Source organism: Pseudomonas sp. LBUM1649 (genome assembly GCF_059716155.1).
Map to the genome: position 1 here is coordinate 4,618,442 of NZ_CP166807.1, position 15,141 is coordinate 4,633,582.

Sequence of the window (15,141 nt, forward strand, 5' to 3'; positions counted from 1 at the left end):
CACCTATGAACCACCCACTGGAATCGGCCTGTAAATGAGACCTGCGCGGCCTTGAATGGCGGTAAATCCGGCGCAGGTATCAAGCAACATGAGTGCTCGCTGCAAGCTCATGCGCGGGCTCAGGCTTGATCTTGAACCAGAGGGCATACATCGCTGGCAGGAACACCAGGGTCAGCACGGTGCCGGCAAACGTACCGCCAATCAGGGTGTAGGCCAGCGTTCCCCAGAACACCGAATGGGTCAGCGGAATGAACGCCAGCATCGCCGCCAACGCCGTGAGAATCACGGGCCTCGCGCGCTGCACAGTGGCTTCGACCACGGCGTTGTAAGGCGACAGGCCGGCTTGCTCATTGGAGTGAATCTGGCCAATGAGGATCAGCGTGTTGCGCATCAGAATCCCTGACAAGGCAATCAGTCCCACCAAGGCGTTGATCCCGAACGGTTGCTGGAACAGCAGCAGAATTGGCACCACACCAATCAGGCCCAACGGCGCGGTGGCGAACACCATCATCATGGCCGACATCGAGCGCACCTGAATGATGATGGTCAGCAACATCAGCGCGATCATGATCGGGAACAACGGTAGCAATGCCTTGTTCGCTTTACCCGACTCCTCGATCGAGCCGGCAAACTCAATCCGGTAGCCCGCCGGCAGTTTTTCGATGGTGGGCTGCAACTGCGTTATCAAGGCGTTGGAGACATCGGGAGGCTGAAGACCTTCAGCCACGTCACCGCGCACAGTCATCGTCGGCGTACGATCACGACGTCGCAGAATGGGCTCCTCCATGCGCACATCCACCACCCCTACCTGGGACAGCGACACGCGCTGCCCTTGGGCGCCGGTCAGCGTGAAGGCGGCAATTTTCGACGGATCCAGACGCGTCTCTCCCGCCGAGCGAGCGACCACTTGAACCGAACGAATGTCCTCGCGCACCTCGGTGACAGGCACTCCCGTGAGCAGGAATTGCAACTGTTGCGCGACATCGGTCGAGGTCAAGCCGAATGCTTGCAGGCGATCCTGATCCAGCGCGAGATGAAGCGCTGGTGTGCGCTCGCCCAAATCGGTGTTGACGGTCCTCATCATGGGGCTGGCGGTCATGACCTCACGCACCTGCGCGGCGATATCTCGCAACACCGCAGCGTCGGCGCCCATCACCCGAAAGGCCACGGGATACGGTGAGTAAGGACCAAATACCAACTGCGTCACCCGCACCCGGGCTTCAGGCGCCAAGCCATCGGCTGCGGCTTGCCTGAGGCGGAGCTTGAGCGCCTCGCGCTCTTGCTGGCTCGCGGTCAGGACGACGATTTTTGCGAAGGATGGATCGGGTAGCTCAGGGGCCATCGCCAAATAGAAGCGCGGCGCGCCCTGGCCAATGTAGGCGGTGACGATCTTGGCTTCCGGCTGCCGAGCCAACCACGCCTCGACCTTGGCCGCCGCCACATCAGTCTGTTCGATAGAGGTGCCGTAAGGCATCTGCACCTCAACCAGCACCTCAGGTCGGTCGGATGTTGGAAAGAACTGCTTCTTGACCACGCCCATGCCCAGAATCGCAACAACAAACAAGCCCACGACGGATGTCGCCACCAGGCCTTTGCGGCGAATCACACTGCCCAGCAGGCGCCTGAAACGCTGGTAGTTCGGTGTGCCGTAAATCGCGGTATGCCCGCCTTCAGGCACCTTGATCTGCGGCAGCAGTTTGACGCCCAGGTAAGGTGTAAACACCACAGCCACCACCCAGGAAGTGATCAGCGCAATACCAACGATCCAGAACATGTTCGCGGTGTACTCACCAGCGGTCGACTTGGCAAAACCGTTGGGCATAAAGCCGATCGCCGTCACCAACGTACCCGATAACATCGGCGCGGCCGTGTGGCTCCAGGCATAAGCGCAGGCCTTGATTCGGTCGTAGCCCTCCTCCATCTTCACCACCATCATTTCAATGGCAATGATTGCATCGTCCACCAGCAGTCCCAGCGCCAGAATCAACGAGCCCAGGGTAATTCGATCGAAGTCCTTGCCCGTGGCCGCCATGACAATGAACACTGCGGCCAGGGTCAGCGGCACCGCTGCGGCAACCACAACGCCGACACGCCAGCCCATGCTGAGAAAACACACCAGCAGCACCACGCCCAAGGCAGCAAAAAACTTCACCATGAACTCGTTGACGGATGCGCCAATATTCACCGCCTGATCCGTGATCTTGGTCAGGCTCATGCCCAAAGGCATCTGCTCGTTGATCGCTGTCGCCTCGGCCTCCAGCGACTTCCCCAGATCCAGACCGTTCCAGCCATCGCGCATGACCACGCCGAGCAACAATGCGGGCTCGCCATTGTTGCGTACCAGGAACGTCGCAGGGTCCTCGTAACCGCGCTTGACCTCAGCCACATCGGACAATTTGAGGGTTCTGCCCTGCACCGTCAGTGGGGTATTGCGAATCTTCTGCAGGTCATCAAACGCGCCATCCAGGCGGATGAAAACCTGTGGCCCCTTCGCTTCAACTGAGCCGGCCGGCGTTATCATGTTCTGCGTGTTCAACGCACTGAAGATGTCTCGTGCGGAAATGCCCAGTGTCGCCAGACGCTCGTAGGACAGCTCGACAAAAATGCGCTCGGCCTGTTCACCGATGATGTTGACCTTCTTCACACCCGCCACATGCAGCAGACGCTGGCGCAAGCTCTCGGCTTCGCGCACCAACAGACGTTGCGGCTCGCCCTTGGCCTTGAGCGCATAGAGCGCGAAGGTGACATCGGAATACTCATCATTGACCATCGGGCCGATCACCCCGGACGGCAACCCCTTTTGCTCATCCAGGATTTTCTTGCGCGCCTGGTAAAACTCCTCCTGGACGGCTGAGGGCGGCGTGCTATCGAGCAGAAAAACCGTGGTGAATGCCAAGCCGGGCCGGGTAAAGGTCTCGGTCCGGTCGTACCAACGCAGTTCCTGCATGCGTTTTTCCAGCTTTTCTACCACCTGGTCTTGGATCTCCTGGGCCGTCGCACCAGGCCAGGCGGTGACCACCGTCATTTGTTTAATGGTGAATGCGGGGTCTTCCGCACGCCCCAGTTTGAAGAAGGCGTACAACCCACCCACAGAAATCAGCAGGATCAAAAACAGGGTGATTGAGCGCTCGCGTACTGCCAGCGCCGAAAGATTGAAGCCGCTCATCGACTCACCTCAACCAGCGTTTTTTGCGTGGCACCGGCAAGTTCAGTCCTGACCTTCTCTCCCTCATTCAATAAGTGCGCACCCATTGCGACGACACGATCACCCACCTGGAGATCACCCGTTACGCGCATGCTGGCCTCGTTATTCAGACTGAGAACCTTGATGGGGCGCCATACCACCTGCTCCGGATCTCCCTCAACCACCCAGACACCCGGGCCTTTACCCGCGTCGTAGAGGGCCCCCATGGGCACCTGCAATTCCTTGGCATCAGCAACATCCGTGTCAGCGATAACCACTGAGATCGTCGAACCCAGGGTGGCGTTGGAGAGCGCACCCTCCAGTACATAACGCGCTTCAAACGTTCGGGTCTGTCGGTCGGCAGAGTCGGACAGCTGACGTAAACGGGCGCTGCCTGCACGCTGGTTCTGCCCGTAGAGCTCAACCGTCGCCGCCGAGCCCAGCGCAGGACGTAGCGTCTCGGGTAACTGGATCACGGCCTCGCGCTGCCCTGAGTGGGCAACACGCACCACCACCTGACCGGCGCCAATCACCTGCCCCGGCTCGGCCAAGGTGTCCACCACAACCCCATCAGCATCAGCCAATAACGTCGAGTAACCGGTCGCGTTTTTCGCCACATCAGCCTGGGCTTGGGTAGCGTTGAGTTGGGCCTTCGCCGAGTCGGCAGCCGCTTTGAACCCTGCGTAAGCTGAAGCAGATACCGCTCCGACGGACACCAGATCACGGTAGCGACGCTCATCATCGGAGGCCTGCCGGGCTCGGGCCGTAGCGGCCAGCACCGCTTCCTGCTGCGCCCTCGCGGTCAGCGTCAGGTCGTTGGCATCGATGCGCATGAGTGGCTGCCCACGTTTGACACTCTGCCCAGAGTCCACCAGGCGCTCCAAGACTTTCCCAGGCACCCGAAAACCGAGATCGCTCTGAACTCGAGCCGCGACAATACCGGTGAATACCCGTGCCTCAGGCGCGGAGGGTTGAACCACGCCGATGCGCACCAAGGGCACTTGAAGGCGAGGATCGGCAGGCGCGGCCTCGTTGCAGGCCGCCAGGGCAAACGGCAACAAGACAATGAAAATGAGTGACATACGGTGGCGCTGGATCATAAAGACCTCCCCGGTAGCGGATGCATCATGCTTATTCAAGTGACCAATTATGTCAATAGTCACTACCGAGATGAATGGACATCGCCCACTTGATCAGAGCAAAGCAAAGAGGCTTGATATCTGGTTTTTTCAGTCGCACACGCTGATACGGATGCGCAGCGCATCCGTCAGCACAGGTTTAAGGCATCAGGCTGCGCAGAACAAGATTGGAGATGAGAGAAGGGGCTTCTTCAACAAAATCGAGGTTGTACTGCAATAGCAGAGGATTGATGAAGGGCCGCAGAGTGAGATGAATCGCCTCTACCGTCTCGTCCAGCGGTGTCTTGCGTTCAAACTCGCCGAGCTCTCGCCCCTCACGCACGATTTGCAACACGAAGCTCTTGATCTGAGCGTCATAGACTTGTGAGCTGGGCCAGCGCTCCGACGCGGCGAACGCTGCGATGTCGTAGAGTTTACGGTCGTTAAAGAACAGGCTCACACCTGTAGCGATTAAGGTTTTGACCAGGCGCCGAAAACGTTCAGTCGGCGAGATGCTGTCTACATTGATGGCCTGCTCTACTGCCACAACGATTTCAGTCAGGCAATTTGTACAGATTGCTTCACCAATCGCCTGCTTGGAGTCAAAGAATTTGTAGATGTAAGCCTTGGAAAAGCCGATAGCCTTGGCTAGGTCAGAAACCGTTGTTTTGCCATAACCGTACTGACTGAAATGCTCGTTGGCCGCCGCGACAATCTGGTCTCGAATGTCGTGATCGGCTGGGCCACGGGCGCTGGGCGAAGAAACTGATGGCTGATTCATGCGAGCAGCTTACTCATCCCAAAGCTGGTTGACAACTTGTGACCAAATTGTAATACCGTCACAAATCGACCCTTTCGCAGGTATCGCATCCACCCTCCTCCTCGTTTCGCCGTCTTACTGTGTTTGGGTATGGTTGCAGGTTGCGCAGCGGGCCCCGACTACTCAGAACCCAGTGTGGAATTGCCCGAGCATTTCTCCGATCAGGCTCGCGAATTAGCGAGCCCGAGGATTTATCGTCGTTAAGTGGTTTCGACACGCTTTGCATGGTGCAGGTGACGGAGTTCGGCCCAGCCGATAAGCGCGGTCATTGTAGGGGCAAGTGCATGACCCAGCTCTGTCAGGGCGTACTCCACCCGCGGAGGCACTTCTGGGTAAACGGTTCGGTGAACGATGTCGTCTTGTTGCAGCCCCTTCAACTGCTGGATAAGCATCTTCTGCGTGACGTCGGGAATGAGCTTCTCCAGTTCGGAGAACCTAAGCGGCCGGCCTTTGGCGGCCATCAGCTCATTGATGATGACGATCTTCCACTTCCCCTCCAGCACGCGAAGCGTGGCGTTGATGGCAGCAGACCAGGCCTGCCGCCGTAATGGGTTCTCACATTCCCACTCACGATCCATCAATACTTACCTTTTGGTGCGTTACAGACAAAAACGTCGGTTCTTGCGAATTTTACAGCATCGATAATACCGTGTCCGGACTTTGAATCCTTGGAGGGACTATGAAAATCGCTATCGTTGGAATCGGATCTATCGGTGGGAACCTTGCCCGTCGGCTCGCCACTGCTGGCCATGAGGTCCGCGTGGCCAACTCCCGCGGAAAAGCTGCTGTGAGCAGCTTTGCTAAAGAGGCCGGCGTCACCCCTGCCGACCTCAAAGATGCGATAGACGGCGCCGATGCTGTGATACTTGCCATCCCACTGCCAGCAATGGTAACGCTTCCAGAAGGTCTGCTGGCCGAACTACCCTCCTCGGTTCCGGTGGTCGACACCAGCAACTACTACCCAGGCCTGAGAGACGCGCAGATCCCCGCATTGGAATCTGATCAAACGGAGAGCGTCTGGGTCAGCGAGCAGCTCGGCCGACCGGTCATCAAGGCATTCAACAATCTCCTGGCTTACTCGCTGGAGAATCTTGGTCAACCGAAAGGGGCGAAAGGCCGTCTTGGCGTCGCCGTCGCTGGCGACGATGTCAGTCAGAAAACTCTCGTGATGAAGCTCGTCGATGACGTTGGCTTCGATCCGGTCGACAGCGCAAGCCTCGAGAATTCGTGGCGGCAACAGCCATGCACCCCAGCGTACTGCTGCGATTACACCGCTGATCAAATGCGTCCGGCGCTGGCCGCCGCAGTCAAGGGAACCGCCGCGCAGAAACGAGAGGAGTTTAATGCGCGTTTACCTGAGCTATTCGCCAAGAATCCTTCCCACGCCGACGTGGTGGCATTTAACCGGAACTTCAACGCGGTCAACTGAGTGCCTCGTCACCGATCCATTCGTAAGCCATGGTGTATGGAATTGCGCAAAAGACTGCGATCTTTTGATCTGCAAAGAAAAAGCCGATCTGTCTATTCAACAGATCGGCTTTTTTTCATCCGCGATGCAGGTCAGACATGCTCGCTGCTTTTAGCCAGCACCGGCCGCGGGTCCACGGCCCCGTGCGCCGACTCCACCACTGGAATCTCCTTGCCATCACAGTCGTGCAACTTGCCGTCGCTGAAGTAATCCCCTTCGCGCAACGCCGCCAGGTCCTGATAGCGCAACACCCGCTCGGTACCGGCCGCAAACACCGACTGCTGGTCGGAGTTACCGGCCGTGAGGTGGTTGAAGGTCAGGTTGAGCACGATGGCCATGATTGCGGAGGAGCTGATGCCCGAATGGAAGATCGTGGCGAACCAGCTTGGGAAGTGATCGTAGAAGTTCGGCGCGGCAATCGGGATCATGCCGAAACCGATGGAGGTCGCGACAATGATCAGGTTGACGTTGTTGCGGTAGTCGACCTTGGACAGCGTCCGAATGCCGCTGGCCGCGACGGTGCCGAACAGCACGATACCGGCCCCACCGAGGACAGAGGTCGGCACGGCGGCGATGACGCGCCCCATGAACGGCAGCAGGCCGAGGATAACCAGGAACAGGCCCCCGGTGGCCACCACATAACGGCTCTTGATGCCGGTTACCGCCACCAGCCCGACGTTCTGGGCGAAGGCGCTTTGGGTGAAGGAGCCGAAGATGGGCGCGATCATGCTCGACAGCATGTCCGCGCGCAGACCATTGCCCAGGCGTTTGGAATCGACCTTGGTCTCGATGATTTCACCAACGGCCAGGATATCGGCCGAAGTCTCCACCAAGGTCACCATGACCACGATGCACATCGACAGGATCGCCGCGAAGTGGAAGGTCGGCATACCGAAGTGGAAGGGTGTCGGGAAACCGAACATCGGCCCCTGGCTGACGGACGAGAAATCCGCCATGCCGAGGAACACCGCGATGATCGTACCGATGACCATCGCCAACAGGATCGACAACCGGGAGATAGTGGCGCTGCCGATCTTGCTCAACAACAGCACCAGCATCAGCGTCACCGCTGCCAGGCCGATGTTGGCCATGCTGCCAAAGTCAGGGGCGTGACTGTTGCCACCCATGGCCCAGCGTGCCGCCACCGGCATCAGCGTCAGGCCGATGGTGGTGATTACAATGCCCGTGACCAGCGGCGGGAAGAACTTGGTAATTCGCGAGAATACCGGCGTGATCAGCAACCCGATCAGGGACGCGGCTATCACCGCCCCCAGGATCGACTGGAACCCGCCTTCACCACCACTGCTGACAATCGCCACCATGGTCGCGACGCCGGAAAACGACACGCCCTGTACCAGCGGCAACTGACAACCGAAAAACGGTAGACCCAGGGTTTGCAGCAACGTGGCCAGCCCCCCCGCAAACAATGAGGCAGCAATCAACAAACCGATGTCCGCCGGCGACAGCCCGGCCGCCTGACCAATGATCAAAGGCACCGCGACGATGCCACCGTACATGGTCAGAACATGTTGCAGGCCGTAAGCCATATTCGCGCCGATCCCGAGATTTTCATCTTCAGGTCGTTGGTGTGAAACATGGGGCGTTTTCATGTTAGGGGGTTCCCTGGTTTTTGTTATGCGCACACTGTATTCAAGATCCCGGACAAATGTCTATAGAGTTGTATACAACTTTCCAGTCAAATTATGAACGGTCGTTCATGCAGACTGTGTGCCACCGCGCTCCACATCGCAAAAAACCTTGAAATACATCCGTCCGGTCCATTCTCCAGCGCCCACTAGTCTTTTGAATTCCTGGCGACCATCGGCAGAGATCGCCCTCTTCCATATACATATAAAGTATGCATAATGAAGCCATTCGAAATTCAGTATCACAAGGCGAAGAACGCAGCCAATAAACTCAAGCACCTGGGCATCAGCCTCGCAGAGACGGAGCCTGTCTTCCATGATGAACATGCCCTGACCCTTCAGGACGATCACCATGATGAACAGCGCTGGATCATCATGGGGCTGGACGGCAAGGGTCGTTTGCTGGTCGTGGCGTACACCTACCGTGATCCGAATTTCGTTCGAATCATTTCCGCGCGCCTCGCCAGCAAAAACGAGCGCCGCCAGTATCTGGAGGCTTGACCAATGAAAGACGAGTACGACTTCAGCCATGCCAGGCGTGGGGCAGTTGCCCCCAGCAAAGGCAAGACCCGCATCACCATCATGCTCGATGACGTCGTCATCGAGGCGGCACGCGCGCTCGCAGAGAGCGAAGGATATGGCTACCAGACCGCGATCAACAACACGCTGCGTCGGGCATTGCTGACCGAGCATGACAAAGCAGAGACCAGTACTGCCAGGCACCTGAAAAAGGGGATCACCGCCTCTGAGCTGAAAAGCCTGGAAAAAAAGCTCGCGCAAGCCCTCAGCGAAATTCAGCGGGTGATGGAGCCCGAAGCCCGGCCATGATCAAGCACGAAAAAGGGGCATGCTGATCCAATCCGCCCATTTTTTGTGTGCACGATGATCCGCCTATTGCGGCGCTATCAATCGCTCAAGTGTGCGCATCAACGTCCCATGCGTGGGCACCCGAATCTCGAACTCGCTTTCCAGCACGCCGATCAACTCCTGTACATCGGCCACTTGCCGGCGTTCGCTGTCCTGCCCCATGCGATGGATCGCAAAGCTGCCGTTATTAAGGGTACGTCGCCACCCTTCCCCGGTTCGGGCCACCATCAGTTGCTTGGCGAACGAAGATTCGGGGTGGGTCGAGACGTACCAGTTGCCGACGGTGTAATCGATGTCCTCTTGGCGCTGCAGGTCGAAGATGTACATTGGGCGCCATTCATTCGCGACCTTGGCGCGAAGGGTGTAGCCGTCGGCGTGCTGTTCGATGCGATACGGCTCGTGGGGAGTCAATTGCTCATCAAGGCTGTCGAGCAACAGCGGTGCGGTGGGCACCATGCCGCCAAAGCCGACATCGGTGATGTAGCGCACGCCATCGAGCGTCACCAGGCTCAAGCGGTGCGTACGCGCTGGCCAGGCGCCGTCCGGCTGACCCATGACCACGCGCCCGCTGATGCCCCGCGCGTCGAAGCCAAGCGCCTGGAGCAAGGCCAGAAACAGATAGTTGAGTTCGTAGCAGTAACCGCCGCGTCCATCCTGCAGGACCTTTTGCTCGATCGACGACAGGTCGATGCGCACCGGCTCGCCCGCCAGCGTGGTGAGGTTTTCAAACGCAAAAGCACCGGTGTGACGCAATTGAAGCAGGCGCAGGGTTTCAAGGGTCGGCGCCGGGGGAGCTTCGAATCCCAGACGTTGCAGGTATGAGGCAGGGTTTGTCAGACGTGGCTCGCTCATCGCTTGATCCTTATGCACGCAAGCTGTGGACGCTATGTATAAGGGATGAACGGGTACGGCCGACAATTGATTTAGCCAATCGACCGGCAAGAAAAATCAACGGCGCTTGCGCGAGCCCAACTGAATCCAGGTGGGCGCATGGTCGCTGGCATGGGGTTCGTTGCGCACCCAGGCATCGACACCGGCCTCCTCCAGGTAAGGACTCAAGGCCGGATTGAGCAACAGGTGATCGATGCGTAACCCGGAGTTCTTCTGCCAGTGCTGGCGAAAATAGTCCCAGAAGGTGTAGACCCGATCGTGCGGATACAGATGACGCACGGCATCGGTCCAGCCCTGATCCAGCAGACGCTTATAACACTCGCGACTCTCGGGTTGCAGCAAGGCATCCTTGAGCCAGGAACGCGGGTTATAGATATCGAGGTCGGTGGGAACCACATTGTAGTCACCCGCCAGCACCACCGGATGCTCACTGCCCTGCAGCGTCTGCGCGTAGCGTATCAGGCGCTCGAACCAGGCCAGTTTGTAATCGAACTTCGGCCCCGGTTGCGGGTTGCCGTTGGGCAGGTACAGGCAACCCACCAGAACCCCGTGTACGGCGGCTTCCAGATACCGGCTGTGACTATCGTCATCATCGCCCGGCAGACCTCGGCGGCTTTCCAGCGGCTGCGCATCCCGCGCCAGAATCGCCACCCCGTTCCACGACGCTTGTCCCTGCCAGATCGCGCCGTAGCCGATGGCCTCAAGCTGCGCGGCAGGAAACGCACTGTCGACCGACTTGAGTTCCTGCAGACAGGCGATGTCCGGCTGCTCGCGCTCAAGCCAGGCCAACAGATTCGGCAGGCGAGCGCGCATGCCGTTGACGTTGAACGTCGCGATTCGCAGCTTTTTCATGACCACCGTCGTCCCGTTTGTCTGAGCCTCTTGGGTGTGACCGCGGCGCCTGCAAGGTGTTCTGTCCACCACAGCTTGTGCCACTCGTCATCCAGCTGGCACCAACCGCCCTGCCCTTCACACCAACTTCAGGTAACGACTCATCTTTTGGAGACGAACCATGATGAACACCAGAATCACTTCGCTGGTTCTCGCTGGATTGCTCTGCTCGGCCCCCTTGGCCACCTTCGCAGCGTCCGGCGATGATGCTGATGCGACGGGCACCAAATCCGGTTCAACCAGCGGCCCTGTCATGCCGCCGGACAACACGCCGAGCTCGCCCTCGGGCGGCAACGCCGGTGACGGTGGCGCAACCGGTTCTTCAAGTGGAAGTGCGGGCGGCAACAGCGGCTCGGGTGCCGGAGGGGGCACCGGGTCGGGCGGCGGCGGGACCGGCGGGGCTGGCGGTGGGACGGGCAGCTGAACGCGTAAAGGCAGCCGATGATGATCCATCGTCGGCTGTTTGCAATACTGGGGATTTATCGATGTCTGAGATATGACATCAGTGCATTAAATTTATTCGACGCTTGTCGGTAGACTGTCCAGATTATCGCCTGGCGGGGACTGTCATAAATTTTGTGTTCGGGCATAACATGTTGAAGAGGTGCATGTATGCCGACCAAAAAGAAACCGGCCCGCGAGGCCCAGCGTGACCTTCCATCCATTCCAAAAGAGCTGATCGACCAGTTCGTGAACGGTCCGATGAGTGCCGAAGCCATTCAGGACGCTTCGATGGCGTTCAAAAAGGCGCTGATTGAACGAGCCTTGGGAGCCGAACTCGGCCACCACCTTGGCTACCCTCAGGGCGCGCAGCGCCCTGAGGAGTCGAGCAACCAGCGTAATGGTAAGAGCGGCAAGACCGTGCTGACCGATGACGGCCCGCTTCGCCTGGACATCCCCAGAGACCGCGATGGCAGCTTTGCTCCGATTCTGATCCCCAAGCACGAGCGCCGCTTTACCGGCTTCGATGACAAGATTATTGCCATGTATGCACACGGCATGAGCGTGCGCGAGATTCGTGCATTTCTATCGGAGCAATACGGCACAGATGTCTCCCATGACTTCATCAGCTCAGTCACCGATGCAGTTCTGGAAGAGGTCAGTGCTTGGCAGCAGCGACCACTTGAACCCATGTACCCAGTCATTTTCTTCGATGCTCTGCGGGTCAAAATCCGTGACGAGGGGGTGGTTCGCAACAAGGCCATTTACTTAGCCCTGGGCGTATTGCCGGACGGTACACGAGATATTCTGGGCATCTGGATTGAAACGACCGAGGGTGCCAAGTTCTGGATGAAGGTTTTCAATGACCTCAAGACTCGAGGCGTCGAAGACGTTTTGATCGCTGTCACTGACGGACTCAAAGGCATGCCAGAAGCCTTGAGTGCGGTGTTCCCTCAGACGACGCTGCAGACCTGCATCGTCCACTTGATCCGTAACAGCCTTGATTACGCGGCCTGGGATAAACGTCGCGAACTGGCCAAAGCCCTGAAGCCGATTTATCAAGCACTCAACGCTGAAGTTGCCGAGCAGGCTTTAGATGCCTTCGAATCTGGACCTTGGGGTAAACAATATCCAACGGTGGCTGCTGCCTGGAGGCGTGCCTGGGACCGAGTCATCCCGTTTTTCATCTTCCCGCCAGCCATACGAAAAGTGATCTACACCACCAACGCCATCGAGAGCATCAATGCTCAGTTGCGCAAGATCATCAAGACAAGAGGACATTTTCCAACCGATGATGCGGCGACAAAGCTGATCTGGCTGGCACTGCAAAATATCACCGCCAATTGGGGCAGTCCGGCCCATGACTGGAAGAACGCAATGAATCAGTTCGCGGTTTTGTACGGAGATCGATTCATCAGGCCAACTTGGTGAAATGAAGGCCTGCCTTACGGCAGGCTGTTACCGGCCCGCACACAAAAAATCTGACACTCTCGCCTGGCGTGTTATTGGCGACTGTTCGTAAAAAAATCTCGTCAAAGACTTCGACCCTGGCCCCCTTTACATAATCATTCTCGCTTTGCTTCAACAGTGTGTTGAACGGCACACCCTGATGGATCAACTGCACCACAAACCCCACAGGAACCCAACACCATTGGTGTTCGTCTTTACCACAGGCAAAAACAGCGAGAATATTTCCGTCCCTGCGGTCTGTCCTTGTTTTGCTAATGTAAAACTGCATACGTTTCATACTACTTATTCCTTTAAATAAAACATCCCTGTCACGCGCATCAGCAATACACCCGCAACAAACGAACCACTTAAACCGCAGATCATAAAATACAGCTCTTCAATACACTCGAATGCATTTGTTGGGAGAGATTACCTGCGCCTACATCTGCTTGACCGCCGGCGGATTCCACTTGCCGTTCAACGCCTCGGCCTTCGGACCGTACAAGCCCATGGGCAGGTTGAACGGTCCGAGCTATCGGAACTCTAGACGATCAATTGAACAAGTTCTGACAGGCAGACCATCGGCCATCGGGCAGTCACAGACTTGCGTCAACGATCCGAACGCATCAGTGCCTCGACCCCGCCCTCCATCGACAGCACCGCCGAACGGTTCCTGCCCGAATGCTTGGCCTGATACAGCGCAGCATCCGCGCGCTGGATGAACACTTCCATGCTGTCACGCCCCGTCGGCACGAACGAATAGCAACCGAGACTGACGGTCACGTATCCGCTGGGCGAGCCCGTATGACTGATGTTCTTGCCCATGACGCTGCGGCGAATCTGTTCGGCAAGGGTCATGGCACCATGGATATCGGTGTCAGGCAGCAACACCGCAAACTCTTCACCACCGTAACGCACCGCCAGATCGGCTTTGCGATGGCAGCAACTTTTCACCGCACGCGCCACTTCGGCCAGACAGTGATCGCCCACCACGTGACCGTAGGTGTCGTTGTAGCGCTTGAAGAAATCGATATCGAGCATGATCAGGCTCAGCGGGCTGTGTTGCCGGGCGCCGCGACCGAATTCGATATCCAGGGCCCGCTCGAACAATCGGCGATTGGCCAGGCCGGTCAGGCTGTCGTGGGTGGCAATCAGCTCCAGCGCTTGCTGAGCCTGGCGCAAATCCGCCTCGACCTGTTCACCCACACGCACCTGACGAATGAACACCCAGCCGATCAGTCCGATGCCCAGCATGACCAGCAAGACGATGGCGCTGGAGCGAAACGCCGTGTCGTACCAGCCCGCCAGAATCGAGTCCCGGGACGATGCCGCCGAGACCACCAACGGGTATGCCTCCAGCTGCCGATAGCCATGCAGGCGGACAATCGCGTCCATCTCGGAGGCGAACATGGCGTTGCCGGAAGTCGCCCGGGGCAACAGGTTCTGAAAGATTTCACCCTTGGCCAAAGATGTACCGATCTGCGCCTGCACATAGGGTCGGCGAGCCAGCACCGTGCCATCGGTCAACGCCAGAAACATCGCGCCATTGTCGTCGATACTAAAGCTTTTGAAGAACTGCTCGAAGTACGACATCTTGATCCCGGCCAGCAGCACTCCCTGGAACTGGCCATTCCGGTCATTGACCCGCCTGGAGATCGGAATGATCCATTCGCCATTTTCCCGACTGCGGATGGCCGGGCCGATGTGCGCAACGGTTGAGACGTTCTGCTGGTGAAATTTGAAGTATTCGCGATCTGCCACGCCGTTGCCGCGAGGCAGTGCTTCAAACGAGGTGACGACCCACTGGCCCTTTTGGTCGAACAGCAGGATGCCGTGCAATTGCTCCAGCGCCTGCACCCGCCGGGCGAAGGTTTTCTGCAACCGAGGACGCTGGGCCAAACCGTTTCCGTCGGCCTGAATCCAGTCCACCAGACTGGTCAGCACCAGATCGGCTTGCATGAAGGTGTCTTCGGCCTGCTGTGCCATGGCCCGCGTCAGGTTCGACGAAGCGACCTGGGCCTGGCTCAGGTCGTGGCGCCGGGATTGCTCCAGTTGCAAGCAGAGCAAAGCGCACAGGCACAGACACACCGTGCCGATAAACAACACCGCGGCCTTGCGCAGCGGTATGCGTTTCAAGGCAACGCCGGGGGCGTGGTACAGGTCATCAAGGCGTGTTGGCAAAAAGCGCTCCCTGAAAGGACAAGGCACGAGCGATACCCCATGCCCCCTGGTTTTGGGGCGCCAAGTCTACGGTGTTAGCAACGGGAAAAGGGCAGCAGATGCCAAATGGTTACCCGGCCCGCCTGGAAACCGTCAGCGACATGACGCAGGACAACCGCCACATCACCGTCAAGGAGCTACGATGA

The 15,141-nt window shown here is 58.2% G+C and carries 14 protein-coding genes; 5 read left to right on the top strand and 9 right to left on the bottom strand.

Going from position 1 to position 15,141, the window contains the following annotated elements; genetic code table 11:
* Positions 1-79: 79 nt before the first annotated feature.
* The 4 genes from ACA058_RS21425 to ACA058_RS21440 all read right to left on the bottom strand — a co-directional run bounded on the left by ACA058_RS21425 (position 80) and on the right by ACA058_RS21440 (position 5,700).
* A complete protein-coding gene (locus ACA058_RS21425) occupies positions 80-3,166 on the bottom strand; it encodes an efflux RND transporter permease subunit (RefSeq protein ID WP_497635787.1) in 3,087 nt (1,028 codons plus the stop codon).
* Complete coding sequence (locus ACA058_RS21430) at positions 3,163-4,284, bottom strand: efflux RND transporter periplasmic adaptor subunit (RefSeq protein ID WP_497635788.1); 1,122 nt, start codon at positions 4,282-4,284, stop codon at positions 3,163-3,165. Before ACA058_RS21430 ends, ACA058_RS21425 begins: the two co-directional genes overlap by 4 nt.
* A 178-nt stretch (positions 4,285-4,462) precedes the next feature.
* Positions 4,463-5,083: a TetR/AcrR family transcriptional regulator gene (locus tag ACA058_RS21435; protein ID WP_497635789.1), complete on the bottom strand. Its 621-nt coding sequence runs from the start codon at positions 5,081-5,083 to the stop codon at positions 4,463-4,465.
* A 239-nt stretch (positions 5,084-5,322) separates the two neighbouring features.
* Entirely contained in the window at positions 5,323-5,700 is a 378-nt protein-coding gene (locus ACA058_RS21440; RefSeq protein WP_497635790.1) for a winged helix-turn-helix transcriptional regulator, read from the bottom strand.
* A 101-nt stretch (positions 5,701-5,801) separates the two neighbouring features.
* Between ACA058_RS21440 and ACA058_RS21445 the strand changes: the two genes are divergently transcribed.
* Entirely contained in the window at positions 5,802-6,551 is a 750-nt protein-coding gene (locus ACA058_RS21445) for an NADPH-dependent F420 reductase (protein ID WP_497635791.1), read from the top strand.
* 131 nt (positions 6,552-6,682) lie between these two features.
* Here ACA058_RS21445 and ACA058_RS21450 read toward each other — a convergent pair whose 3' ends face one another.
* Positions 6,683-8,200 (bottom strand): nucleobase:cation symporter-2 family protein, encoded by a 1,518-nt coding sequence (locus tag ACA058_RS21450; protein WP_497635792.1) that lies wholly within the window; start codon positions 8,198-8,200, stop codon positions 6,683-6,685.
* A gap of 255 nt (positions 8,201-8,455) precedes the next feature.
* Between ACA058_RS21450 and ACA058_RS21455 the strand changes: the two genes are divergently transcribed.
* A complete protein-coding gene (locus tag ACA058_RS21455; RefSeq protein ID WP_497635793.1) occupies positions 8,456-8,737 on the top strand; it encodes a BrnT family toxin in 282 nt (93 codons plus the stop codon).
* A 3-nt stretch (positions 8,738-8,740) separates the two neighbouring features.
* Positions 8,741-9,064, top strand: coding sequence for a BrnA antitoxin family protein (locus ACA058_RS21460; protein ID WP_497635794.1), 324 nt, complete (start codon positions 8,741-8,743; stop codon positions 9,062-9,064).
* Positions 9,065-9,127: 63 nt separating this feature from the next.
* Here ACA058_RS21460 and ACA058_RS21465 read toward each other — a convergent pair whose 3' ends face one another.
* Both ACA058_RS21465 and ACA058_RS21470 read right to left on the bottom strand, forming a co-directional pair.
* On the bottom strand, positions 9,128-9,955 hold the full coding sequence (locus ACA058_RS21465) for an arylamine N-acetyltransferase family protein (protein ID WP_497635795.1): 828 nt from the start codon (positions 9,953-9,955) through the stop codon (positions 9,128-9,130).
* Between the two features lie 96 nt (positions 9,956-10,051).
* Positions 10,052-10,846 carry an exodeoxyribonuclease III gene (locus ACA058_RS21470; protein ID WP_497635796.1) on the bottom strand — a complete coding sequence of 265 codons (795 nt, stop codon included), beginning with the start codon at positions 10,844-10,846 and terminating at the stop codon, positions 10,052-10,054.
* Positions 10,847-11,006: 160 nt separating this feature from the next.
* Here ACA058_RS21470 and ACA058_RS21475 point away from each other — a divergent pair, with 160 nt between their 5' ends.
* Positions 11,007-11,309: a hypothetical protein gene (locus tag ACA058_RS21475; protein ID WP_497635797.1), complete on the top strand. Its 303-nt coding sequence runs from the start codon at positions 11,007-11,009 to the stop codon at positions 11,307-11,309.
* Positions 11,310-11,497: 188 nt separating this feature from the next.
* Positions 11,498-12,757, top strand: coding sequence for an IS256 family transposase (locus tag ACA058_RS21480; protein WP_497635798.1), 1,260 nt, complete (start codon positions 11,498-11,500; stop codon positions 12,755-12,757).
* Here ACA058_RS21480 and ACA058_RS21485 read toward each other — a convergent pair.
* Entirely contained in the window at positions 12,741-13,073 is a 333-nt protein-coding gene (locus ACA058_RS21485) for a hypothetical protein (RefSeq protein ID WP_497635799.1), read from the bottom strand. The genes ACA058_RS21480 and ACA058_RS21485 overlap by 17 nt on opposite strands.
* A 311-nt stretch (positions 13,074-13,384) precedes the next feature.
* Positions 13,385-14,956: a sensor domain-containing diguanylate cyclase gene (locus tag ACA058_RS21490; RefSeq protein WP_497635800.1), complete on the bottom strand. Its 1,572-nt coding sequence runs from the start codon at positions 14,954-14,956 to the stop codon at positions 13,385-13,387.
* Positions 14,957-15,141 lie beyond the last annotated feature (185 nt).

What these genes read in the sequence shown, in the direction of transcription:
- ACA058_RS21425 (WP_497635787.1), bottom strand. Translation starts at nt 3,166, where the DNA reads ATGAGCGGCTTCAATCTTTCGGCGCTGGCAGTACGCGAGCGCTCAATC.
- ACA058_RS21430 (WP_497635788.1), bottom strand. Translation starts at nt 4,284, where the DNA reads ATGATCCAGCGCCACCGTATGTCACTCATTTTCATTGTCTTGTTGCCG.
- ACA058_RS21435 (WP_497635789.1), bottom strand. Translation starts at nt 5,083, where the DNA reads ATGAATCAGCCATCAGTTTCTTCGCCCAGCGCCCGTGGCCCAGCCGAT.
- ACA058_RS21440 (WP_497635790.1), bottom strand. Translation starts at nt 5,700, where the DNA reads ATGGATCGTGAGTGGGAATGTGAGAACCCATTACGGCGGCAGGCCTGG.
- ACA058_RS21445 (WP_497635791.1), top strand. Translation starts at nt 5,802, where the DNA reads ATGAAAATCGCTATCGTTGGAATCGGATCTATCGGTGGGAACCTTGCC.
- ACA058_RS21450 (WP_497635792.1), bottom strand. Translation starts at nt 8,200, where the DNA reads ATGAAAACGCCCCATGTTTCACACCAACGACCTGAAGATGAAAATCTC.
- ACA058_RS21455 (WP_497635793.1), top strand. Translation starts at nt 8,456, where the DNA reads ATGAAGCCATTCGAAATTCAGTATCACAAGGCGAAGAACGCAGCCAAT.
- ACA058_RS21460 (WP_497635794.1), top strand. Translation starts at nt 8,741, where the DNA reads ATGAAAGACGAGTACGACTTCAGCCATGCCAGGCGTGGGGCAGTTGCC.
- ACA058_RS21465 (WP_497635795.1), bottom strand. Translation starts at nt 9,955, where the DNA reads ATGAGCGAGCCACGTCTGACAAACCCTGCCTCATACCTGCAACGTCTG.
- ACA058_RS21470 (WP_497635796.1), bottom strand. Translation starts at nt 10,846, where the DNA reads ATGAAAAAGCTGCGAATCGCGACGTTCAACGTCAACGGCATGCGCGCT.
- ACA058_RS21475 (WP_497635797.1), top strand. Translation starts at nt 11,007, where the DNA reads ATGATGAACACCAGAATCACTTCGCTGGTTCTCGCTGGATTGCTCTGC.
- ACA058_RS21480 (WP_497635798.1), top strand. Translation starts at nt 11,498, where the DNA reads ATGCCGACCAAAAAGAAACCGGCCCGCGAGGCCCAGCGTGACCTTCCA.
- ACA058_RS21485 (WP_497635799.1), bottom strand. Translation starts at nt 13,073, where the DNA reads ATGAAACGTATGCAGTTTTACATTAGCAAAACAAGGACAGACCGCAGG.